22 protein-coding genes are annotated in these 20,107 nt (G+C 65.7%); 8 read left to right on the top strand and 14 right to left on the bottom strand.

Annotated features, from left to right (window positions below):
* Positions 1-3 precede the first annotated feature (3 nt).
* Genes fliJ through fliF form a run of 5 tightly spaced genes read right to left on the bottom strand, consistent with a single transcriptional unit; the run spans position 4 to position 5,342 of the window.
* Positions 4-453: a flagellar export protein FliJ gene (gene fliJ / locus WA983_RS05760; protein WP_424248329.1), complete on the bottom strand. Its 450-nt coding sequence runs from the start codon at positions 451-453 to the stop codon at positions 4-6.
* Entirely contained in the window at positions 443-1,906 is a 1,464-nt protein-coding gene (fliI, locus tag WA983_RS05765) for a flagellar protein export ATPase FliI (protein WP_424248327.1), read from the bottom strand. Before fliI ends, fliJ begins: the two co-directional genes overlap by 11 nt.
* Positions 1,903-2,676: a flagellar assembly protein FliH gene (locus WA983_RS05770; protein WP_424248325.1), complete on the bottom strand. Its 774-nt coding sequence runs from the start codon at positions 2,674-2,676 to the stop codon at positions 1,903-1,905. Before WA983_RS05770 ends, fliI begins: the two co-directional genes overlap by 4 nt.
* Entirely contained in the window at positions 2,669-3,670 is a 1,002-nt protein-coding gene (fliG, locus tag WA983_RS05775) for a flagellar motor switch protein FliG (protein WP_424248323.1), read from the bottom strand. The genes WA983_RS05770 and fliG overlap by 8 nt, the downstream gene beginning before the upstream one ends.
* Positions 3,657-5,342, bottom strand: a complete 1,686-nt coding sequence (fliF, locus tag WA983_RS05780; protein ID WP_424311730.1) for a flagellar basal-body MS-ring/collar protein FliF — start codon at positions 5,340-5,342, stop codon at positions 3,657-3,659. Before fliF ends, fliG begins: the two co-directional genes overlap by 14 nt.
* 370 nt (positions 5,343-5,712) lie before the next feature.
* On the opposite strand from fliF, the gene fliE reads away from it, so the two are divergent.
* Positions 5,713-6,045 carry a flagellar hook-basal body complex protein FliE gene (gene fliE, locus WA983_RS05785; RefSeq protein WP_424251863.1) on the top strand — a complete coding sequence of 111 codons (333 nt, stop codon included), beginning with the start codon at positions 5,713-5,715 and terminating at the stop codon, positions 6,043-6,045.
* Positions 6,046-6,114: 69 nt separating this feature from the next.
* On the opposite strand, the gene WA983_RS05790 is transcribed toward fliE, so the two are convergent.
* From WA983_RS05790 to WA983_RS05815, 6 genes are all read right to left on the bottom strand, one after another.
* Positions 6,115-6,480 (bottom strand): EscU/YscU/HrcU family type III secretion system export apparatus switch protein, encoded by a 366-nt coding sequence (locus WA983_RS05790; RefSeq protein WP_424251859.1) that lies wholly within the window; start codon positions 6,478-6,480, stop codon positions 6,115-6,117.
* Entirely contained in the window at positions 6,461-7,729 is a 1,269-nt protein-coding gene (locus WA983_RS05795) for a flagellar hook-length control protein FliK (protein ID WP_424311731.1), read from the bottom strand. Before WA983_RS05795 ends, WA983_RS05790 begins: the two co-directional genes overlap by 20 nt.
* Before the next feature lie 28 nt (positions 7,730-7,757).
* On the bottom strand, positions 7,758-8,087 hold the full coding sequence (locus WA983_RS05800; protein ID WP_424249138.1) for a flagellar protein FliT: 330 nt from the start codon (positions 8,085-8,087) through the stop codon (positions 7,758-7,760).
* Between the two features lie 19 nt (positions 8,088-8,106).
* Entirely contained in the window at positions 8,107-8,538 is a 432-nt protein-coding gene (gene fliS, locus WA983_RS05805) for a flagellar export chaperone FliS (protein ID WP_424249136.1), read from the bottom strand.
* A gap of 9 nt (positions 8,539-8,547) precedes the next feature.
* Entirely contained in the window at positions 8,548-9,927 is a 1,380-nt protein-coding gene (fliD, locus tag WA983_RS05810; protein ID WP_424249134.1) for a flagellar filament capping protein FliD, read from the bottom strand.
* Positions 9,928-10,013: 86 nt separating this feature from the next.
* Positions 10,014-10,424 carry a flagellar protein FlaG gene (locus WA983_RS05815; RefSeq protein WP_424311732.1) on the bottom strand — a complete coding sequence of 137 codons (411 nt, stop codon included), beginning with the start codon at positions 10,422-10,424 and terminating at the stop codon, positions 10,014-10,016.
* 289 nt (positions 10,425-10,713) lie between these two features.
* Here WA983_RS05815 and WA983_RS05820 point away from each other — a divergent pair, with 289 nt between their 5' ends.
* The 7 genes from WA983_RS05820 (at position 10,714) to trmD (ending at position 16,738) form a co-directional block, all read left to right on the top strand.
* The gene (locus WA983_RS05820) at positions 10,714-11,466 is read left to right on the top strand and encodes an RNA polymerase sigma factor FliA (protein ID WP_424247744.1); all 753 of its coding nucleotides are present in this window, start codon (positions 10,714-10,716) and stop codon (positions 11,464-11,466) included.
* A 113-nt stretch (positions 11,467-11,579) separates the two neighbouring features.
* Positions 11,580-11,990 (top strand): hemerythrin domain-containing protein, encoded by a 411-nt coding sequence (locus WA983_RS05825; RefSeq protein WP_424247742.1) that lies wholly within the window; start codon positions 11,580-11,582, stop codon positions 11,988-11,990.
* A gap of 49 nt (positions 11,991-12,039) precedes the next feature.
* The gene (alaS, locus tag WA983_RS05830; RefSeq protein WP_424247740.1) at positions 12,040-14,667 is read left to right on the top strand and encodes an alanine--tRNA ligase; all 2,628 of its coding nucleotides are present in this window, start codon (positions 12,040-12,042) and stop codon (positions 14,665-14,667) included.
* An 8-nt stretch (positions 14,668-14,675) separates the two neighbouring features.
* The gene (locus tag WA983_RS05835; RefSeq protein ID WP_424247746.1) at positions 14,676-14,906 is read left to right on the top strand and encodes a sulfurtransferase TusA family protein; all 231 of its coding nucleotides are present in this window, start codon (positions 14,676-14,678) and stop codon (positions 14,904-14,906) included.
* 109 nt (positions 14,907-15,015) lie between these two features.
* Complete coding sequence (gene rpsP, locus WA983_RS05840) at positions 15,016-15,276, top strand: 30S ribosomal protein S16 (protein ID WP_424247738.1); 261 nt, start codon at positions 15,016-15,018, stop codon at positions 15,274-15,276.
* A gap of 21 nt (positions 15,277-15,297) precedes the next feature.
* The gene (gene rimM, locus WA983_RS05845; RefSeq protein ID WP_424247737.1) at positions 15,298-15,921 is read left to right on the top strand and encodes a ribosome maturation factor RimM; all 624 of its coding nucleotides are present in this window, start codon (positions 15,298-15,300) and stop codon (positions 15,919-15,921) included.
* 7 nt (positions 15,922-15,928) lie between these two features.
* Positions 15,929-16,738, top strand: a complete 810-nt coding sequence (gene trmD / locus WA983_RS05850) for a tRNA (guanosine(37)-N1)-methyltransferase TrmD (protein ID WP_424247735.1) — start codon at positions 15,929-15,931, stop codon at positions 16,736-16,738.
* A gap of 6 nt (positions 16,739-16,744) precedes the next feature.
* Here trmD and WA983_RS05855 read toward each other — a convergent pair whose 3' ends face one another.
* Genes WA983_RS05855 through WA983_RS05865 form a run of 3 tightly spaced genes read right to left on the bottom strand, consistent with a single transcriptional unit; the run spans position 16,745 to position 20,096 of the window.
* Entirely contained in the window at positions 16,745-17,791 is a 1,047-nt protein-coding gene (locus tag WA983_RS05855) for a PIG-L family deacetylase (RefSeq protein WP_424247733.1), read from the bottom strand.
* A 35-nt stretch (positions 17,792-17,826) separates the two neighbouring features.
* Positions 17,827-18,747, bottom strand: coding sequence for an EamA family transporter (locus WA983_RS05860; RefSeq protein WP_424247731.1), 921 nt, complete (start codon positions 18,745-18,747; stop codon positions 17,827-17,829).
* Positions 18,744-20,096, bottom strand: coding sequence for a methyl-accepting chemotaxis protein (locus WA983_RS05865; RefSeq protein WP_424311733.1), 1,353 nt, complete (start codon positions 20,094-20,096; stop codon positions 18,744-18,746). Before WA983_RS05865 ends, WA983_RS05860 begins: the two co-directional genes overlap by 4 nt.
* Positions 20,097-20,107: the final 11 nt, after the last annotated feature.

Raw genomic sequence — 20,107 nt, forward strand, 5'->3', positions numbered from 1 at the left:
GATTCAATGCGGCTGTCGTGTGCGCCGGTACAAGCCGGCCGAGATCTCGTCGCTGGCGCGCTGTTCGCGCCGTTGTTCGCGATATTGCAACTGGCGGATCTGTCGCGTCTTGAGGGTTTCGTAGGAGTTCAGACGACGCTTTTCATCGTGCCACTGCTTACGTCCGGCCTCGAGGCGCACGTCGATCTGGGTGATGATCGTATTTTGCTGGGAAATGGCCTCGTCCAATGTGGCAATAAACTGCCTAAAGTTATGGTAATTCGAGGCCGATACGCCTTGTTCGGTGGTGTCCTGCAGGCGTTGCGTATAGTCGGCGCGGTAGCCGTCCAGGGTGTTCAATTGCCCTTGAGCCTCGCGACGTCGGGTGCTGAGTTCAGACAGGTTGCGCCCGGCTTCGTCGAGCTTGTCCTGGGTCAGGTTGATCAGCACGTCCAACGGGGTTTCAGGACTCATAGACATCTCCCAGTACGCCAGTCAGCGCGGCCACTGCGGCGGCATAGTCCACACGCACGTCGATGCCCTGTTGCAGATAGCCTTCCAGCCAGGGATGGCGTTCGATGGCCTGATCGATTTCGGGGTCGTTTCCCGCAGTATAGGCGCCGACGGCAATCAGGTCGCGGTTGCGCTGGTACCGGGACATCATGCGCTTGAATCGGTGCACGTGGCGGAACTGGCTGTCGGGCACGATGGCGGACATGACCCGCGAGATCGAGGCCTCGATGTCGATGGCCGGGTAATGGCCGGATTCCGCCAGGCTGCGTGACAGCACGATGTGGCCGTCCAGGATGGCGCGGGCCGAGTCGGCGATCGGGTCCTGCTGGTCGTCGCCTTCCGTCAGTACGGTGTAGAACGCGGTGATGGAGCCGGCCGGCCGGTCGCCCTGGGGGGCACCGTTGCCCGCGCGTTCCACCAGGGTCGGCAGTTTGGCGAATACGGACGGGGGGTAGCCTTTGGTGGCCGGCGGTTCGCCGATCGCCAGGGCGATTTCGCGCTGGGCCATGGCGTAGCGCGTCAGGGAATCCATGATCAGCAGCACGTGCTTGCCCTGGTCGCGGAAGAACTCCGCCAGCCGGGTGGCATAGACCGCGCCCTGCAGACGCAGCAGGGGCGAGACGTCGGCCGGGGCGGCGACCACCACGGATCGGGCCAGACCGTCGGCGCCCAGGTTCAGCTCGATGAATTCCTTGACCTCGCGGCCCCGTTCACCGATCAGGCCGACCACGATCACATCGGCCTGGGTGTAGCGGGCCATCATGCCCAGCAGCACGCTCTTGCCCACCCCGGAACCGGCGAACAGTCCCATGCGCTGACCGCGGCCGACGGTCAGCAGGCCGTTGATGGCGCGCACGCCCACGTCCAGCACCGTGTCGACGGGCGCGCGGGTGAGCGGGTTGATCTGCAAGGCCGTCAGGGGGGCCATGTCCAGGTCGGGGGGCAGGGGTTTGCCGTCCAGCGGCCGGCCGGCGCCGTCCAGGACGCGGCCCAGCAGGGCGTTGCCCACCGGCAGGTGGCGCACCTGGTCCGTGATGATCGTGGCGGTCTCGACTGGTGCGGCGCCCTCGGCGGGCAACGGGACCGGGTCCAGCAAGAGGGTCTCGGCGGGCACGATGCGAGCGCCCGGGGGCAGGCCTGTGATGTCGCTTTGCGGCATCAGGTAGAGGGTGTCGGCGTGAAAGCCCACGACTTCGGCGTCGGCCCAGCGGTCCTGGTCGGGCGAGACCTGGACCTTGCAGGCGGCGCCGACCGGCAACTGCAGGCCTGTGGCTTCGAGCACCAGGCCGGTGGCGCGGGTCACGCGCCCCTGTCGGCTGGTGGGTTGACGGGCGGAAACCCGCTGTTCGCACAGGGCGAGCTGCGCCCGCCAGCGCGCGCCGGGAGCGTGCGCCGCAGTCTCGTCCGGATTCATGGCTGCCCGCCCGGCTGGCCCAGCGCGGCGATGATGCGCTGCCAGCGGGTTTCCAGCGTGGCGTCCACGGACCCCAGGGCGGTTTCCGCGATGCAGCCGCCGCGCGTGATGCTTGCGTCGGCGCTCAGGCGGTAACGGGCCGGGTCCGGGGTCTGCTTCAGGAAAGCGCGCACCAGTTCGAGGTCGTCGGGGTGCAGCCGCAGTTGCAGCGCGGCGCCTTGTTCGGGCCGGGCCTGCATGACTTCGCGGACCAGGTCCAGGATCTGGTTGGGATAGTCGCGGATGTGGGTGCGCAGCACCTGTTCGGCGATGCGCACGGCCAGTTGAATGACGGACTGGCCGACTTCCTGCTCGATTTCGTCGAGTGCGGTGGCGCAGGTCCGGGTCAGATCGTCCAGTCGGGCGGCCTGTTCGCGTGCCAGGGCGGCACCTTCGGCCAGTCCTTGGGCGTGCCCTTGGGCATGGCCTTCGGCCAGACCTTGCTCAAGGCCCTGGGCATGGCCTTCGGCCCGGCCTTGCGCGAGCCCCTGGGCGTGGCCTTCTGTGCGGCCGTGCTCGAAACCGTCCGTGTGACCCTGAGCCCGGCCTTCCTCGCGCCCTTCGGCGATTGCCTGGGTACGGCGCCGGGCGAGTTCTGCCTGATAGCGCGGATCGCGGTCGCTGGCGCGGCGGCTGAGAGGCTGCCTGAGCGCATCCAGAGATTCCATTTCCCAGCGCTGCCAGCGGGCTCGCGTCGCCAGATCGATGGAAGGCTCGGACTTGTCAGACATACTCGTCGTTGCCCATCGACAGGTTGATCTGGCCGGCGTCGGCGAGCTTGCGCGCCACCATCAGGATGGCCTTCTGTTCGGTCTCGACGCGCGACATGCGTACCGGGCCCTGAGCATCCAGGTCATCGCGCAGAATCTCGGCCGCGCGGTTGGACATGTTCTTGAAGAACTTGGCACAGAGCTCTTCGCTGGCGCCCTTCAGGGCGATGGTCAGCGAGGCGGTGTCGATTTCCTTCAGGATGAGCTGGATGGCGGCGTCCTCGACGTCGACCAGGTTGTCGAACACGAACATTTCGTCGATGATGCGCTGCGCCAGATCGGCGTCGATCTCGCGCAGACTGCTGACCACGGCTTCTTCCTCGGCCGTGTTCATGAAGTTCAGGATCTCGGCCGCAGTGCGCACCCCGCCCATCTTCGAGCGCTTGGCGCCCTGGCCGGACAGGACTTCGTTGAGCACCTCGGTCAGTTCGTGCAGCGCGGACGGCTGCACGCCGCCGAAGGTGGCGATACGCATCATCACGTCGTTGCGCACGCGCTCGTTGAGCAGCGCCAGAATGGCGGAGGCGCGGTCGCGTTCCAGGTGGACCAGGATGGTGGCGATGATCTGCGGGTGTTCGTCGGCGATCAGTTCGGCGACGTTGACCGGTTCCAGCCAGTTCAGCGCATCGATGCCCGAGCCCGTGCCTTCGCCGGCTTCCAGGATGTCTTCGATCAGGCTGGCGGCACGGTCGGTGCCCAACGCCTTGGTCAGGACCGAGCGGATGTAGTCGTCCGAACCCAGGGTCACGGCCATGAACTGGTCGGCCTCGCGGCGGAAGTCCTCCAGAACCTGGTCGACGTCAGCGCGCGTGACCTGCTTGAGGTTGGCCATGGCCGAGCCGATCTGCTGGACCTCGCGCGAGGACAGGTATTTGAAGACTTCGGCTGCCGCGTCCTCGCCGAGGGACATCATCAGGATGGCGCAGCGGTTCAGGTCATTATCAGGATTTGGCATTCTTGGGATCCATCCATGAACGCAGCACCATGGCGACGGCGCGCGGGTCGCGCTGGGCCAGTTGGCGGGCGGTGTCCAGGTTTTCCTCGTAGCGGTTCATTTCCGAGGCGCGCATTTCGTCCTGGCGGCGCTGTTCGCGCATGGTTTCCAGGTGGGCTTCGTTCTTGGCGCGTTCGACCTGAGCGTTGGCAAAGCCCTGGACGATGGGCCGTACGACCGAGCGCCAGAGGAAGAACAGGACGGCCAGGACCAGGAGCACCTTCAGAATCTGCAGGGCCAGGCCACGGTATTCCGGATTTTCCCAGGGCTTGAACTTGGGCTCCTGGTCGGTGAAGGCGCTGTTGACCACGCTGAGGCTGTCCCCGCGATCGGCCGAATAGCCCATGGCCTGCTTGACCAGCGCGTTGATGTCGTCCATTTCGGTCGATTCCAGCGGGGCGAGTTCGCCGTCCTTGTCGCGGTAATTGACCACCACGGCCACGGACAGGCGCTGCAGCGTGCCCAATTCGTGCTTGACGTGGCTGATGGTGCGGTCGACCTCGTAGTTGACGGTGGCGTCGTTGCGCATGGAGCCCTGGCCCTGGCGGGCCGAGCCGGCGATGGGCGTGCCGTTGATCGCGGTGGGGCCGCCGGCCTGGGGCGCGGCGCCCTGCGCGCCTGCCGCCTGGGCCTGCGCGGGCGGGGTGGCGGGCGTCGTCTGGATCGGCGCCGTGGCATTGGCTGGAGGCTCGTTGGACAGCGCGCCGGGTACGCCGGCCGGAGGCATGATGCCGTTCTGGGCCGAGTCGCTGGTCTGCTTGCTGCGGATGGCGGCCGAGCCCGGCGTTTCGTTGGGGCGGTAGACTTCGGACGTTTGTTCGCGCCGGGAGAAATCCACGTCGGCGCTGACCTGGGCGCGCACATTGCCCGAACCGACGATCGGGTTGAGCAGCGTCAGGATGCGCTGGGACGTGCGCTGTTCGATATCGTTGATGAAGTTGCGCCGGGTGCTGTCCATGCCGGCCTCGCCGCTCGGCGAGGACATCAGGTGGCCATCCTGGTCGACGATGGAGACCGATTCGGCGTTGAGCTTGGGTACGCTGGAGGACACCAGCCAGGCGATGGCCGAAACCTGGGCTTCGCTGAGACTGCGAGACGGGTAGAGCGTCAGCAGCACCGAGGCGGTAGGGGCTTCGCGTTCGCGCACGAACAGGGACTGGCGCGGGATGGCGAGGTGCACACGGGCGGATTTGACGGGCTGCAGGGCCTCGATGGAGCGGGCCAGTTCGCCCTCGAGGGCGCGCTGGTAGGTGACCTGTTCGGAGAACTGGCTGGCGCCGAATTTCGGTTCGTCCAGCAGTTCGAAGCCCACGCTGCCGCCGCGCGGCAGACCCTGTTCGGCCAGTTGCAGGCGCAGCGCATAGACCTGGTCGGCGGGCACCAGGATGGTGGCGCCGTTGTCGGCGAATTTATAGGGGACGTTGCGCTGGTTGAGGACCGAGACGATGGCGCCGCCATCGCGTGCCTCGACGTTCGAGAACAGCGCGCGGTATTCGGGTTCGCGCATCCACAGGGCGGCAACGACGAGCAGGGCCACGATCGCCGCGCCCAGGCCCAGCAGCACCGGCCGGGGCAGGGCCGTCAGCCGCGCCAGTGCGGGGTTGCGGTTCATCCAGTCGGTAATGGGATTCATCGGGTCGAAGTTGCTGAGAATGCCGCCAGGGCGCGCCCGGGCCAGAAACCGACGGTCTGGATGATGTGCATGCTGTTACGGCAGAATGGTGGGATATTGGCGGCCATTATGGCGGCGATTGGTGTTCTGGCAAGCCCTGAAAAACCCCGTTTTTGGGGCTTAGTTAGGATGATCCGCCTTGTGACTCAGGATGATCCGCCTTGTGCGTACATGCATTTGGCAAATCGGGGAAGTGCCCGTTCTTATCCCCGCTATTGCGGGGCTTGACGATTCGGGACCGGCCGTATAGTACATCGTCGGCCCTGTGCGTTCAGCGGTGGCCTGTTTTTTTTACCTGTTTTCAGCCGTTACTTCCGAACCGTTCGCCATGATGACTTCCCAGGCCCTTGCCAGTGTCGAAAACCTGCTTGCCCAGATGCGCGCCGTGGCGCGCGAATCCCAGGGCCTGTCGGCGCAGCCGGTTGCGTCTTCCGGGGACAGTCACGGTTTCGCCGCTGAACTGGCCCGTTCCCTGGACCGCGTCTCTCATGCGCAGAATGCTGCCAATACCCAGGCCAAGGCTTTTGAAATGGGCGATCCGGACATTTCCCTCAGCAATGTGATGATCGATCTGCAGAAGGCCTCTTTGGGGTTCCAGGCGACGGTGCAAGTGCGCAACCGCTTGGTGGACGCCTACAAGGAAATCGCCAATATGGCCGTCTGACTGGCCTGGTGCCGTCCGGCGATACGACATGAAGCCCCTGCGGGGGCTTTTTTCATGGTATGGCCTGGATCAGGGGGCTGGGGACGGAGCGTCTGCCGGTTCTCGTGGCGGGGCGTGAGCCGGCGCAGGCGCATCCTCGTCGGACGTGCGCCGCACGACGCCGCCTTCGGTGTCCAGGGCGTACAGCCAGGCCAGCAGTTCCGCGATGGCGACGTAGAGCTTGGGCGGGATGTGCGCGTCCAGATCCACCTGCATCAGCAGGCCGACCAATTCCGGCGATTCGTGTACGTACAGACCATGTTCGCGCGCAGTGCGTACGATCGTGTCCGCCAGGTTGCCATAGCCTTTGGCCACGACCCGGGGCGCGGCGTCCGTCGGGTCGTAGGTGACGGCGACGGCGCTGGGGCGGTGGGGATCAGGAGGCGGCGACTTCATGGTTCTGTGTGCTCGGCGGCGGGGCGTCGGGGGTGTCGGGAGTGTCGTCCCGGGCCAGGACGGATAGCTGGCTGGCCTGCAGGCCCTGGGCCAGCAGCCGGGCGCGCAGTGGTTCGATGGCCTGACCCAGCCGTTCGGCGGACTGGGGGGCGACCAGCCGCATGACCAGTTGGTCGCCGGACAGGCTCAGGCGCGCCTGGACGTCTCCCAGGGATGGCAGATGCAGGTTGAGGCGGGTGGACCAGTGATCTTCCTGGAAATCGCGGTCCTCCTCGCCGTCCTGGGGGCGGCGGCGGACTTCCCATTGCATGTCGGCGCCCGGCCAGGCCTCGCCCTGCCAGATGAAGGCCTGATTGGCCAGGACTTCGAGCTGCTGGCGGACCAGCAACTGGGCCTGCGGATCGATGCCCGGGGCGGGCGCGGTCTGGGGCTGGTGGGTGGTCGTGGCGGTCTGCGCAGGGTCAGGGCCGGTGCTGCCCGTCGTGGCGGGGGCTGGTGTGGCGGCTTGCGGGGCGTTGCTCTGCGTATTCTGCGCCGTGCCGCCTGGCTGAGGCGGGATGCGGCCCTGGGGCTCCTGTCGCAGGTCCTGGGGCGTGGCCTTGCCCGTGGCCAGTTGCGCAAGATGGGATTCGTAGAACAGGCCGCTCGTCTGCACGGATTGCGACAGGGCCTGGGCGAAGCGGGCGGGCAGGGCGCCAGGCTGCCCCAGCGTGGTGGCGAGCTGAGCCCAGGCCTGGGAGACGCCGCCCGGCTGGGCGGACGATGCGCCGGGTGCCGGCGCGCCCGCGCCGCCCGGCAGACCAGCGGCATTGCCGCTGGTGGCCGGACCGCCGCCCGTGTTGGGCAGCAGCGGCGATTGTCCGCGTACGGCCTGACCGTCCCGGGGAAACTGGTTCAGCAGGGCGAGGATGATGCGGGCCGCATAACCCAGCGTAGTGGGCGCGGATTGGGTGGTGCCGAGGAAGGTCGTGTTCCGGCCCAGCAGATTGTCCAGCTTCATGTCCCGCACGGCCTTGCCGACGGCGGCCTGTTGACGGCCTTGCTGGTTGGCTTGATCGACGGATTCGCGGGGGTGGCGCTGGGTCGGATTCTGCAGCGCGCTGGGATTTTCGGGGTTGGCTGGCTGGGGAACGGCCTGGGGGCCCGCGCCGGAGGCGATGTTGGCCTGCTGGCCCAGGGTAGTGCCCAGCACGGCGTCCAGGCGCTGGACCAGCAGCGTGCCGAGGTTGGAGGGGGCCCCGATGCTCATGGCGTGGTTCCTGGGAGGGGGCGGAGCCCTAGTTTGGGCGGACCGTGCTGTAGTAGGCTTGCAGGACGGTGCGCTGGCGCTTGAACGTACCCAGCAGGTGGCTCAGGCGTTCGAGTTCGGGGGAGATCAACTGACGGATTTGAGCGTCGTCGTCCAGAATGCGGGTGAGCAGTTCACGCCGGGCGTTCTTCTGATCGTCGTCCAGCGGGTCCAGGGCCTTCAGGCGCTCGACCGCTTCATGGTAGCGAGCGCCGAGCGCCACCAGTTCGTCCCATTCCTGCGACTGGGCCTTGGTCAGCATCTGACCGGACAGGTCGGCGATTTCTTGGTAATGCTTGAGGATGGGGGCGTACGACATGCTCGATGGCTGAATTCGGTCAGTGGCTGGGAGGCGGATCGCTGAATTGAGGATCGACGGCTGTGTGCCATGCACTGGCCAGATCGATCAGCATTTTTTCGGCCGCATCGAGCTTGGCCTCGTCGCTGTGCAGATTGGCCAGCATCAGATCGCGGATGATGAGCTCGTAGGAAGCGATCAGCAGCCGGGCGACCTCGCCACCGCGTTCGGTGTCCACACCTGCCTTCAGGCCCGAGTCCACGATATCGATGGCTTTGGACAGGGCCTTGCCGCGTTCTGCGATATTGCCGCCGTGCAGGTGGTGGCGGGCCTGGGAGATGGCTTTGAGCGCACCCCGGAACAGCAGCGAGACCAGGCGCTCGGGAGTCGCACCGAGCACTTCGGTCTCGAGCCCGATGTTGGCATAGGAGCCGGTGGCGCGGGCGGTGCGGGAGCGGGGTGCGTAGGTCATGGGTGGTGATTATTTCTTGCTGGCGTTGAGCGCGCTGAGCTGCTGTGACAGATAGCTGCTGAGCGAATTCATCTGACTGACCATGGCGTCCAGTTGGGTGAACTGGGCGCGGTAGGTCTCCATGCGTTGATCGATGCGGTCGGAGGTGGTCTCGTATTGCTTCTTGATGTCGGCGATGGTCTTGTTCAGGCCGTCGGTGGTGGTGCTGAACAGGCCGCCGGCGCGGGTGAAGGTTTCCGCAGTCTGGCTGATCCGGGCGCCGACGCCGGAGGTGCCGCCAGAGAACAGCGATTTGACGTCATCGAGATTTTCGGACAGAGCCTTGGTCAGGGTGGCGTCGTTGATGTTCAGCTTGCCGGTCTTGGAGTCAGTCGTGATGCCGATCTTGGACAGCGTGGTGCCGTTGACCGAATCGATGGCGCCCGAGAGGGCGTCGCGCATGCGGGTCTGCACCGAGCGGGCCAGCGAGTCGCCCGTCAGAGGGCTGGACGGGTTGTCGGCGCCGACGGTGTATTTCGTCAGCGTTCCGACAGTGTCCAGCAGGCTGTTGTATGCCTTGACGAAGTCCTCGACCGTCTTCTTGGCGGCGGCATCGTCGCGGGTGAGGCTCAGATTGGCGGCGCTGGCCGTGGTCTGGTTCAGCGTCAGCTTGACGCCGTCGATCACGTTTTCGACGGTGTTGCTCTGGCTGGTGACGGCGATGCCGTTGATGGTGAGTTCGGCATTCTTGGCATCCTGGACCGTGACGCCCGCCGTGGAGCCACCACCGCTATAGCCCAGGAAGGAGTCCAGGTCCGCATTGCCGTCGACGGCAATGTTGGTGACAGCGTGCTGCTCGCCGGTTTCACGGCTGGTCAGCAGCAGGCGGTATTGGCTGCCTGGCGTGCCGTCGTTGACGATGGTGGCGTTGACCCCGATATTCTTGTCGGCATTGATGGCGACGACCAGCTTGTCCAGGGACGTGCCCTTGCCGTTCAGGTCGAGAGACTTTTCCTCGCCATTGATGGTGATCTTCAGGGTACCACCGGTGCCGATGTCGGCTGCGCGGTCGGCACGTCCGGCGTAGACCAGAGTCTGGGACGAGGCAAGCTGATTCACCTGAACGGAGTATTGGCCCGGGATGGCTGCACTGGTGGCTGTTGCGGAAAAAGCGTCCGAGCCGGATTTCACGGCGATCGTACCGAAGGCGTCGGCCTTGCCGACGGCCTGGGCGGCCTTCTGGAAGGCTTCGACCGAGGCCTTCAGCTTGGAATAGGCGTCGAGCTTGGTTTCAGCCGCCTTTTGGCGGCCCTGGATGACGTTCAGGACCTGGCTTTCGTTCTTTTGCAGGTTGAGGAGCAGGTCCGAGAGCGGCAGGCCCGACAGGCCGAGGGAAGAAATAGCTGCCATGATGAGTTCTCCGTTCAGCCATTATGCCCCGGTTTGACGGCGGCAAAGGCTGTGTGTGGGGTGAGATTTCGTTTCTGTTCGAGAGGTCAGGCCTGGGTGTCGACGCCGGAGCCCTGGAGCTGGACGATCATTTTAGCGACCCGCAGGACGGCCTCGGACGGGATGGTGCGCAGGACGTCGCCAGTCGCGCTGTCGACGATCGTGACGACCAGGCGTTGAGCGTCCTCGTCCATTTCGAAGCGCATGCCGGTGGACCAGGCCTTGAGGCTGTCGTTGACGGATTCGAGCGCTTTTTCCAGCGAGGACTTGGGTGGCTCGATCGATTGCCGCAGTCCCAGTTCGCGCGATCCGGCCTGCTTGTTGAAACGGCTGGATTGGGCGTCCTCGACGGGAGTGGCCTGGGTGGCGGGGGCGACCTGGGCCTGGGGCCGCTCGGATGCGGGGGCAGCCAGACCCAGGCTGGAGGATGCCAGTTGATTTCCAATGGGGTGAATCATGCGTGCTCCTGTCCGGATAGGCTTGTTCTGGTCAGGAAGCGTCCGGGGTGATCCCCCCAGGTCGAACGCGTCCTGGATTTTCATACTGGCATAACGGCGGGAACTGACGAAACTTTAGGGTTTCTTCGGTGTTTCTTTAGGGTTCGAGGGGTCCGAGAGGGATCGGTGCCGTCCCGAAGCGCGTTTCCGTGCGGCAAATTCCTGGGTGAAAGCCGGGTTTCTCGAGGAAGCATCCGGGGCGTTCCTGGTGCATACTTACATTTTTATGATGTGTTTCACGGATTGTGTGATGCCTCTTTCCGAGGACCAGTTGATTGCCCAGCATGCGCCGCTCGTGCGCCGTCAGGCCCTGGCGTTGATCGGCAGGCTGCCGGCCAGCGTCGAACTCGACGACCTGATGCAGGCCGGCATGATGGGGCTGCTGGACGCGGTGCGCCGCTATCAACAGCAGGCCGACGCGCAGTTCGAGACCTATGCGATCACTCGCATCCGCGGTGCCATGCTGGATGAACTGCGCAGCCAGGACTGGCTGCCGCGCAGTGTGCGTAGCAAGGCGCGCAGCATCGAGGATGCCATCCAGGCGCTGCATCACCGTCTGCTGCGTCCGGCCACTGAATCCGAGATTGCCGAAGAAATGAGCATGAATCTGGAGGATTATCAGGGGTTGCTCGAAGAAGCGCGCGGCGTCCAGGTGCTGATGTACGAGGATCTGGCCCTGCATCGGGAAGATCACGACGGCGAAGGGGCGCTGGACGCGGTGGCAAGCGGCCAGGGGTCCAATCCCCTGGACTGGCTGATGCGTGAAGGACTGCGTTCGGTGCTGATCGAGGCCATCAGCAATCTGCCGGAGCGCGAGCAATTGCTGCTGTCGTTGCAGTTCGAGCAGGATCTGAACCAGAAAGAGATCGCCGCCGTCCTGGGCATCACCGAGGGCCGGGTGTCCCAACTGCGGTCCCAGGCCGTGGCGCGCATCCGGGCCTGGCTGTCCAGCCATTCCTGGGCACCCGACGCCGATACCGACGATTACGAACACTTGTTGTAGCCGCTTGGGCGTGCGCCGTCCCGTGGTCGCCGCTTGTGTTTGCTATAAGATTTATTTAATATATATCTTATACGACACAGACTGTCGGAAGCTAAGGGAGAGGAACCCTCATCATGAATATCGATCGCTTCAAGCATCAGCACGTCGAAATCCTCAGCGGCATCAGCTTGCTGCGCCGCTTGTCTCACCAAGGGATTGCCGATCATGCCGTGGACATCGCGCACGAACTGAAGGCGCTGGCCCAGGTCGTCACCCAGCATCTGGCGATCGAGGATCGCATCCTGTACCCCTCGCTGGAAAAAAGCGGCGACGACCGCATGGCGCGCATGAGCGCGGCCTACCAGGGCGACATGAAGGGCATCGCCAGTGCCTTCATTAATTTTGCCCGTCGCTGGGGCGACGCCACGCGGCTCACCCGCAACCCGGAGGACTTCCGCACCGAGGCCAATACCGTACTGAAGAGCGTGCATGCGCGCATGCTGCGCGAGAACCGCGAGTTCTATCCAGCCGTCGAGGCGTTGTAAGGATCAAAACGCATATAATGGCCGGCTAGTTTCCCCTGCGGCCAAACGAATGAAAACCTCCGAGATCCGTCAGAAGTTCCTGTCCTTTTTTGAGTCCAAAGGACACCAGATCGTGCCGTCCTCGCCGCTCGTGCCGGCCAACGACCCGACGCTGCTGTTCACCAACTCCGGCATGGTCCAGTTCAAGGACGTTTTTACCGGCAAGGACAGCCGGCCCTATCGCCGGGCGACGACCGCGCAGCGCTGTGTGCGCGCCGGGGGCAAGCACAACGACCTGGAAAACGTCGGCTACACCGCGCGGCACCACACGTTTTTCGAGATGCTGGGCAATTTCAGCTTCGGTGACTATTTCAAGCGCGACGCCATCACCAACGCCTGGACCCTGCTGACCGAGGTCTACGGCCTGCCCAAGGAAAAACTGTGGGTCACCGTCTACCAGGACGACGACGAGGCCTATGACATCTGGGCACAGGAAATCGGCGTACCGCGTGAACGCATCATCCGCATCGGCGACAACAAGGGCGCGCCCTACGCCTCGGACAATTTCTGGCAGATGGCCGACACGGGGCCCTGCGGCCCCTGTTCCGAAATCTTCTATGACCACGGCCCGGACATCTGGGGCGGCCCTCCGGGATCGCCCGAAGAAGACGGCGACCGCTACATCGAGATCTGGAATCTGGTGTTCATGCAGTTCGAGCGCGATGCCCAGGGCAATATGAATCCCCTGCCCAAGCCCTGCGTCGATACCGGCATGGGCCTGGAGCGCATTTCCGCCGTGCTGCAGCATGTGCATTCCAATTACGAGATCGACCTGTTCCAGCACCTGATTCGCGCGGCTGCCCGCGAGACGGGGTGCGCGGACCTGGCCGACAATTCCCTGAAGGTCATCGCCGACCACATCCGTGCCTGCAGCTTCCTGGTGGTCGACGGCGTGATCCCCGGCAACGAAGGGCGCGGCTACGTGCTGCGCCGCATCGTCCGGCGCGCGCTGCGTCACGGGCACAAGCTGGGCCAGAAGGGCCTGTTCTTCCATCGTCTGGTGGCCGACCTGGTCGGGCAGATGGGTGATGCCTATCCCGAACTCGCCGCCCAGCAGGCGCGGGTCGAACAGGTGCTGCGTCAGGAAGAAGAGCGCTTCGGCGAAACCCTGGAAAACGGCATGCGGATCCTGGAATCCGCGCTGGCGGCCCTGCCGGCCGGCCAGGCGCTGGACGGCCAGACGCTGTTCACGCTGTACGACACCTACGGTTTTCCGGTCGACCTGACGGCCGACATCTGCCGCGAACGCGATATCCCCGTCGATCTGGACGGCTTTGAACAGGCCATGGCGCACCAGCGCGAACAGGCGCGCGCCGCCGGCAAGTTCAAGGCAGCGGCCGATCTCAGCTATGACGGCGTGGCGACGCGTTTCGACGGTTACGACCACCTGGAAGGTCAGGCCGTCGTCACGGCGCTGTATGTGGAGGGCGCCTCGGTGCCGTCCATCGCCTCGGGTCAGCAGGCTGTGGTGGTGCTGGACGCGACGCCGTTCTATGCCGAATCCGGCGGTCAGGTGGGCGATACTGGGGTATTGACCGGCGCCTCGGTGCGGTTTCAGGTGGCCGACACCCAGAAGATCCAGGCCGACGTTTTTGGCCATCACGGCGTCCTGGAGCAGGGCGCCCTGGCCGTGGGCGACAAGGTCGGCACGCATGTCGACGTCCGCCGCCGTGCCGATACGATGCGCAATCACTCGGCCACGCACCTGATGCACAAGGCCCTGCGCCAGGTCCTGGGCGAGCACGTGCAGCAGCGCGGCTCTCTGGTCGATCCGGACAAGACCCGCTTCGACTTCGCCCACGACGCACCGATGACGGCCGAGCAGATCGCCCGGGTCGAGTCCATCGTCAACGACGAAGTCCTGGCCAACCAGGCCGTGCGTACCCAGCATCTCAGCTACGACGAAGCCGTGGCCGGCGGGGCCATGGCCCTGTTTGGCGAAAAATACGGCGACGTGGTGCGGGTGCTGGACATCGGCTTTTCACGTGAACTGTGCGGTGGCACCCACGTGGCGCGCACGGGCGACATCGGTCTGTTCAAGATCGTGTCCGAAGGCGGTGTGGCCGCCGGCATCCGTCGGGTCGAAGGCATCACCGGGCACGGTGCCCTGGCCTGGGTGCAGCAGACCCGCGACACGCTGGATCAGGCAGCCGGGCTGCTCAAGACCCAGGTTGCCGAAGTGCCTGAGCGCATCCAGGCGCTGCAGCAGCAGACGCGCCAGATCGAACGCGAACTCGAGCGCCTGCAGGACAAGCTGGCGGCCGCTGCGGGGTCCGATCTGGCAGGTCAGGCCGTGGACGTCGCCGGGGTCAAGCTGCTGGCCACGCGGCTCAGTGGCGTCGATCCCAAATCGCTACGCGGCATGGTCGATCAACTGAAATCCAAGCTGCCCGGCGCCGTGATCCTGCTGGCCGCCGTGGCGGATGACAAGATCAGCCTGGTGGCCGGTGTCAGTCCTGAACTGACGACACGGGTCAAGGCCGGCGATCTGGTGGGTGCCATTGCTGCCCAGGTGGGCGGCAAGGGCGGCGGCCGTCCGGACATGGCCATGGGCGGCGGCTCTGATGTGGCGTCGCTGGACGGTGCCCTGGCCGGCGTGCAGGCCTGGCTGGCCGAAAGGCTGGGGGCGGCGGTGTGATGGAAACGCTGCACGCGGATCAGGAAATCGACGCCCGGGGGCTGAATTGCCCCCTGCCGATCCTGCGCACCAAGAAAGCGCTGGCTCAATTGGAAAGCGGGCAGGTGCTGGCCGTGTTGACCACCGACCCGCATGCGGGTCGGGATTTCCAGGCCTTCTGCCAACAGACCGGCAATCCCCTGCTGGCGCAGCAGGCGCGTGACGATGAGGTTCAGGTACATTACGTCCAGCGTCGTTAATGTGTTGTTTTTCACGGTATTCGCAGGCCGTTGAACCGCATCCATTGCGGACACCACCTGTGTGGTGCTAAAATTTTGCGTTTTTCACAGCATTTTCAAAGGATTATCCATGGTTGTGATTCGTCTGGCCCGCGGCGGCTCGAAGAAGCGTCCCTTCTACAATGTCGTTGCTGCCGATTCGCGTAATCGCCGCGATGGCCGTTTCATCGAACGCGTGGGTTTCTACAATCCCGTCGCCGGTGAAGGTCAGGAAAGCCTGCGCCTGTCCCTGGATCGCGTCCAGCACTGGGTCGGTTCCGGTGCCCAGTTGTCCGACACGGTGGCCCGCCTGGTCAAGGAATACTCCGCCAAGGTCGCGTCCGCTGCCTGATCGCAGCCTGTCGTGCCGGCGATGGCCGATTCCACCTTCCTGGATGCCGTGCCGCCGGACGACCTGGTCGAGGTCGGCCGGGTAGCCGCAGCCCACGGGGTACGCGGCTGGCTCAAGCTCCAGCCTTATTCGCCCCAGGCGGAGGCCCTGTTGGGTGCTCCGGTCTGGTGGCTCAAAGCGCCTGATCCCGCACTGGGAACGGGGGCTTCGCCGCGTCCGCGCGGCCTGAATATCCGTGCATGCCGCCGTCAGGGCGGCCAGTTTCTGGTGGCTCAGGTCGACGGCATCGCCGACCGCGATGCGGCCGAAGCCTTGCGGGGCTATACCATCTGGGTACCCCGGACGGCGTTTCCGCAAGCGGACGACGACGAATACTACTGGATTGACCTGATCGGCTGTGATTTCCACGGCATGGGGGACGATGGTCCCCGGCTGCTGGGGCGCGTCGACCAGGTCCTGGACAATGGCGCGCATGCCGTGCTGCAGGTGGCGCTGGGCGCATCGGACGCCGATGGCGTCTTCCAGCCGCTCGCCGATGCGCGCGGCCGGCCGCGTCACGTGCTGGTGCCCTTCGTGGCTGCACATGTGCAGCACGTCGATCTGCAGGCTCGCCGTATCGACAGCGATTGGCCGGCCGATTTCTGAATCCGAAATGCGGTTTGACCTGATCACGCTGTTTCCCGAAATGTTTGCCGCAGTGCGCGATCAGGGCGTCAGCGGTCGCGCGCATGCCCGGGGCCTCTGGTCGCTGGAGACCTGGAATCCGCGCGATTTCACGACTGACGTCCATCGCACGGTGGACGATCGGCCCTACGGGGGCGGTCCGGGCATGGTCATGCTGGCCGAACCGCTGGCCCTCGCGGTCGAGGCGGCTCGCGCGGCCCGTTTGCAAGCGGGTGCCGATGTCCCGGACAAACCGGCGTCCGTCGTGCTGCTGTCGCCGACCGGCCGGACGCACGACCAGGCGCGCGCCCAGCACTGGGCGGAACAAACCGGTGCCATCCTGATCTGCGGCCGGTACGAAGGCATCGACCAGCGTTTCATCGACCACTATGTGGACGAGGAGGTTTCGCTGGGGGACTTCGTGCTGTCGGGCGGCGAGCTGGGTGCCATGGTCCTGATGGACAGTGTGGTGCGCCTGTTGCCGGGGGTGCTGCACGATGCGGAGTCCGCCGTGCAGGATTCTTTCAATCCCGCCCTGAGCGGTCTGCTGGACAGTCCACACTACACGCGTCCCGAAGTCTGGCGCGGCGATGCCGTGCCCGAGCCGCTGCTGTCCGGCCATCATGCCCGCATCGCCGTCTGGCGGCGGGATCAGTCCCTGGCGCTGACGGCGGCGCGCCGGCCCGATCTCATCGATCATGCGCGCGCGAGGGGCGATCTGGATGCGCGCGATGAGCGAGCGCTGAGTCAGGCAAGCCGGTGGCCAGCGAAATCCGGCACCGGCGAAGACCCCGACTAAACCACGCTAGGGGCTGGTCTGGTGCGCCTGGGCTTGCAGCGGCGGGTCGGCAGGTCGGGCGACATAGTACTGCCGGCCGACCCAGGCGGCCTCGGGACCCGTCGGCGCCGAGCAGGCACTGCCGGGCGGGCAGGATCTGGGGTCGTCCTTCGCATAACGCAGATAGATTTCCGCTTTGCGGGCTGCCTGGGCTGCATCCAGATTGGCCTGCAGTTCCTGACTGGGGTAGTTCAGATAGGCCGTGCGGGAATAAGAACCGGGGGCGATCGCCATGGCGGCCTCGACCAGCCGGGCGCCGGCAATGTGGTCGGGGTGGTCGTGCCCGGCGCAGCGCCAGCATAGCGAACGATAGGGAATGGTGATCGAGGGGTCCATCAGGCGGACGTCCTGAGGGGCTTCCTGGCGGATCAGATCGGCCAGCAGATGAACCAGTTCGCTGCGCGTATAGGTGTCCGGATAGGGGGCATAGGAGCGCACGCGGGCGCGGGGCACGGATTCCACGCGGCTCAGGGGCGTCAGGCTGCCCCAGCCGGCACCCAGCCAGGGGTCGGGCAGACGCAGCATGATGAGCTGGATGCGTGGATTGGCACGCAGGGTGTGGCGCACCAGGGTGTGCTGACCGACCACCAGGCCGTCGGTGTGCCAGGCGTCGGCCGCGCCGGCCATGTCCGCGTAGGCAGCCATGATGCCGCGCTCGCGCGCCAGCGTGTAGGCCATGCCGTCGTCCCGGTCGCCGGCGGTCAGGTAGACCGTGTGTACACAACGGTTCTGGCGAATCGCGTCGTACTGGTCGGGATTCATGAACAGCAGATCGTCGTCGGGGTGGGCGACGAAGCTCAGTACCTTGCCGCCCGCGCAATCTGTGGGGGGCGGTGTCTCGGCCTGTACGGTCGCTTTTGGCGCGGCCTGTTCAATGGCTGTTTGCAGAGCGGCCCGGGCGGCTGGCGGATGGGCCAGGACCAGGGGCAGAAACGACAGGACCAGCGCGGGCAGGAGCCGGTGGCCGCAGGGGTGGTATCGCGGGATGCCAGTCGCTCGAAGGGGGGAGGACATGATGGATGGGCCGTGAGGCTGAGGGGACTGGGGTGTCAGCGTCGCCGTGAATACGCCAGGATGACGATGCAGGACAGCACGAGCAGGCCGCCCAACAGCTGGCGGCCGTTGAAGGCCTGGTCCAGGATCAACCAGCCCAGAGCCAGGCTGGCGACGGGCTCGGTATTCATCACGGGGGCATTGCGCGGCATGTCGAGCCGGGGCATGAGGATGAACAGAGTGCAGAAGCCTGTGGTATAGCACAAAGACAGGATCACCAGTGCCGCCCAGCCGACGAGACCGTCCGGCGACCGCATGCCGTCCGGCATGAAGTCGGCCGCACCTGCGGCCAGCATGACACAGAAAACGATGAGAATGGTGTACAGACTGCGCACCGGCCCGGGCAGCGCGGCGAGCCGGTGTTCGGTGACCCACAGTGCGCAGGTGAAAAAGCTGGCGCTGGAGAGGGCCAGCAGAACGCCCGTCGCCCAGCGGGCGTCCGGGGGAGCGCCGTTGTCCAGCAGACCGGGCAGGTCCAGGACCAGTGTCAGCCCCGCCAGAATCAGCCCCATCAGCAAACTGGCGCGTCGGGTCGGGCGCGGGCCGCCCAGTGCCCAGGTCAGCAGAGCGAACAGCAGAGGGAACAGGCTGTTGATGAGCAGCGCCAGGGCGACCGGGATGCGGGCGACGGCGGAATACAGGCAGATGCTTTGGAGGGCGATCAGCAGGCCGAGCAGTGCCTGCCAGGCGCCCAGCCGGGCAGACAGGCCCAGACTCCGGCCGCGCCACAACACGATGCCCAGCAGCGCCAGCAGGCTGGCGCCGGCCCGGCAGATGAGCCCCAGCAGCACGCCCGCGCCGTCATCGAAGGCCACCCGGGCCGCGACGTGGTTGGCGGAGAAGATCGTGCTGACGAAGATCAGCGTGCCGATCGCCAGGTGGCGGGGCAGGGCGGCCGGCCCGGAGCCTGATTTCATGAAATCAGGCCGACCGCCTGGTTCAGGCGTCGGGCACCCAGATCGAGGTGTTCCACCAGGGTGCCGGAGTCCCGCGTCTGACGCAGATTGTCCTGCGCGATGTCCTGGATCTTGCTGATCGCCTGCTCCAGGTCCTGGATCTGTCCGGATTGGCTCTCATTGGCTTGCTGCAGGTGTTCCAGCATGCTGTAGAGCGAGTCGATGCCGCCGGACAGGCGCGACATGATGCGGCCACTGTGCTCGATGAGGTCGGTGCCCTCGGCCACCTGGCGTACGGAGGCGTCGATCAGTTCGCGGATCTGGCGCGAGGCGTCCGCGCTGCGCTGCGCCAGGGTACGGACCTCGCCGGCGACCACCGCGAAGCCTCGGCCGTGCTCGCCTGCGCGGGCCGCTTCGACCGAGGCGTTCAGCGCGAGGATGTTGGTCTGGAAGGCGATGCCGTCGATCAGCGTGGTGATTTCCGTGATCCGCTGGGACAGGGCACGCATCTCGTGCATGCTTTCAACCGAGCGCGTCATGGTCTGGCTGCCTTCGCCGGCCAGGGCGACCGTCCGGTCGACGTCCTGCCGGGCGGCCTGGGCGCGTTGCTGGTCGTCGGCCAGCGAGGCGGTGATGGCCTGGATCGACGTGGCTGCCTGATCGAGGGCGTTTGCCTGGTTGCGCGCCCCGGCGCTGACGGTCTCGTTGGACGCCGTGATCCGGCCCAGGGACTGGTCGATGGCCTGGGCGTTTTCCCGGACCCGGGCGACCGCGTCGGAGATGGCCTGCAGCACCTGGTGCAGGGAGGTGCCCATCGGGCTGGCAGGCGCCAGGCCGTCCAGGTTCAGGCTGATGCGGCCGTCGCGGGTGATCTGGGTGACCATGCCGGTCAGTTCGTGTGTCTGGCGTGCATCGCGCCGCATCCATTGGGCGATGTAACACAGCGCCGTGCTTTCAACGACCACATAGGTGGCGTGGGCGATGACCCGACCCAGGCTGGGTTCGGCGAAGCAATAGGTGGGGAAACCGACTTCCTGCAGGTAGTTGAAGCTGAGGTGGTGGACGGCGATCAGGGCGGCGCCCAGCAGGATCACGCGCGGGTCGCGGTAGCACAACAGCACGGCCAGCAGCACGAAGATGCCGAAGTGCAGTTCGATCGTGCCCAGGGATTGGTGGATGTGCAGGGCGCAGAACATCATGAAAGATGTCGTCACCACCATACGTGTGATCAGTTGGCCCGGCAGCCAGAAGATCAGGGCTGTGGGGATCAGGGCCAGGGGCAGGCCGATCCACAGGGCCAGATTCCAGGTGTCGTGCCAGGAGGCCAGGCCCAGAGATGTGGCGAACAGAATCCACAGCAGGGGCAGCATGATGCGATCGG

The sequence above is a fragment of the Castellaniella sp. genome, assembly GCF_049650445.1.
Taxonomy (GTDB): Bacteria; Pseudomonadota; Gammaproteobacteria; order Burkholderiales; family Burkholderiaceae_B; genus Castellaniella.

Excerpts from the sequence above, each read along its gene's own strand:
- rimM (WP_424247737.1), top strand. The coding sequence starts at position 15,298 with ATGGCCGATTCCACCTTCCTGGATGCCGTGCCGCCGGACGACCTGGTC.
- fliI (WP_424248327.1), bottom strand. The coding sequence starts at position 1,906 with ATGAATCCGGACGAGACTGCGGCGCACGCTCCCGGCGCGCGCTGGCGG.
- WA983_RS05825 (WP_424247742.1), top strand. The coding sequence starts at position 11,580 with ATGAATATCGATCGCTTCAAGCATCAGCACGTCGAAATCCTCAGCGGC.
- WA983_RS05815 (WP_424311732.1), bottom strand. The coding sequence starts at position 10,424 with ATGATTCACCCCATTGGAAATCAACTGGCATCCTCCAGCCTGGGTCTG.
- trmD (WP_424247735.1), top strand. The coding sequence starts at position 15,929 with ATGCGGTTTGACCTGATCACGCTGTTTCCCGAAATGTTTGCCGCAGTG.
- fliG (WP_424248323.1), bottom strand. The coding sequence starts at position 3,670 with ATGCCAAATCCTGATAATGACCTGAACCGCTGCGCCATCCTGATGATG.
- WA983_RS05800 (WP_424249138.1), bottom strand. The coding sequence starts at position 8,087 with ATGTCGTACGCCCCCATCCTCAAGCATTACCAAGAAATCGCCGACCTG.
- WA983_RS05770 (WP_424248325.1), bottom strand. The coding sequence starts at position 2,676 with ATGTCTGACAAGTCCGAGCCTTCCATCGATCTGGCGACGCGAGCCCGC.
- fliE (WP_424251863.1), top strand. The coding sequence starts at position 5,713 with ATGACTTCCCAGGCCCTTGCCAGTGTCGAAAACCTGCTTGCCCAGATG.
- fliJ (WP_424248329.1), bottom strand. The coding sequence starts at position 453 with ATGAGTCCTGAAACCCCGTTGGACGTGCTGATCAACCTGACCCAGGAC.
- fliD (WP_424249134.1), bottom strand. The coding sequence starts at position 9,927 with ATGGCAGCTATTTCTTCCCTCGGCCTGTCGGGCCTGCCGCTCTCGGAC.
- WA983_RS05855 (WP_424247733.1), bottom strand. The coding sequence starts at position 17,791 with ATGTCCTCCCCCCTTCGAGCGACTGGCATCCCGCGATACCACCCCTGC.
- fliF (WP_424311730.1), bottom strand. The coding sequence starts at position 5,342 with ATGAATCCCATTACCGACTGGATGAACCGCAACCCCGCACTGGCGCGG.
- WA983_RS05860 (WP_424247731.1), bottom strand. The coding sequence starts at position 18,747 with ATGAAATCAGGCTCCGGGCCGGCCGCCCTGCCCCGCCACCTGGCGATC.
- rpsP (WP_424247738.1), top strand. The coding sequence starts at position 15,016 with ATGGTTGTGATTCGTCTGGCCCGCGGCGGCTCGAAGAAGCGTCCCTTC.
- alaS (WP_424247740.1), top strand. The coding sequence starts at position 12,040 with ATGAAAACCTCCGAGATCCGTCAGAAGTTCCTGTCCTTTTTTGAGTCC.
- WA983_RS05795 (WP_424311731.1), bottom strand. The coding sequence starts at position 7,729 with ATGAGCATCGGGGCCCCCTCCAACCTCGGCACGCTGCTGGTCCAGCGC.
- WA983_RS05820 (WP_424247744.1), top strand. The coding sequence starts at position 10,714 with ATGCCTCTTTCCGAGGACCAGTTGATTGCCCAGCATGCGCCGCTCGTG.
- WA983_RS05865 (WP_424311733.1), bottom strand. The coding sequence starts at position 20,096 with ATGCTGCCCCTGCTGTGGATTCTGTTCGCCACATCTCTGGGCCTGGCC.
- WA983_RS05790 (WP_424251859.1), bottom strand. The coding sequence starts at position 6,480 with ATGAAGTCGCCGCCTCCTGATCCCCACCGCCCCAGCGCCGTCGCCGTC.
- fliS (WP_424249136.1), bottom strand. The coding sequence starts at position 8,538 with ATGACCTACGCACCCCGCTCCCGCACCGCCCGCGCCACCGGCTCCTAT.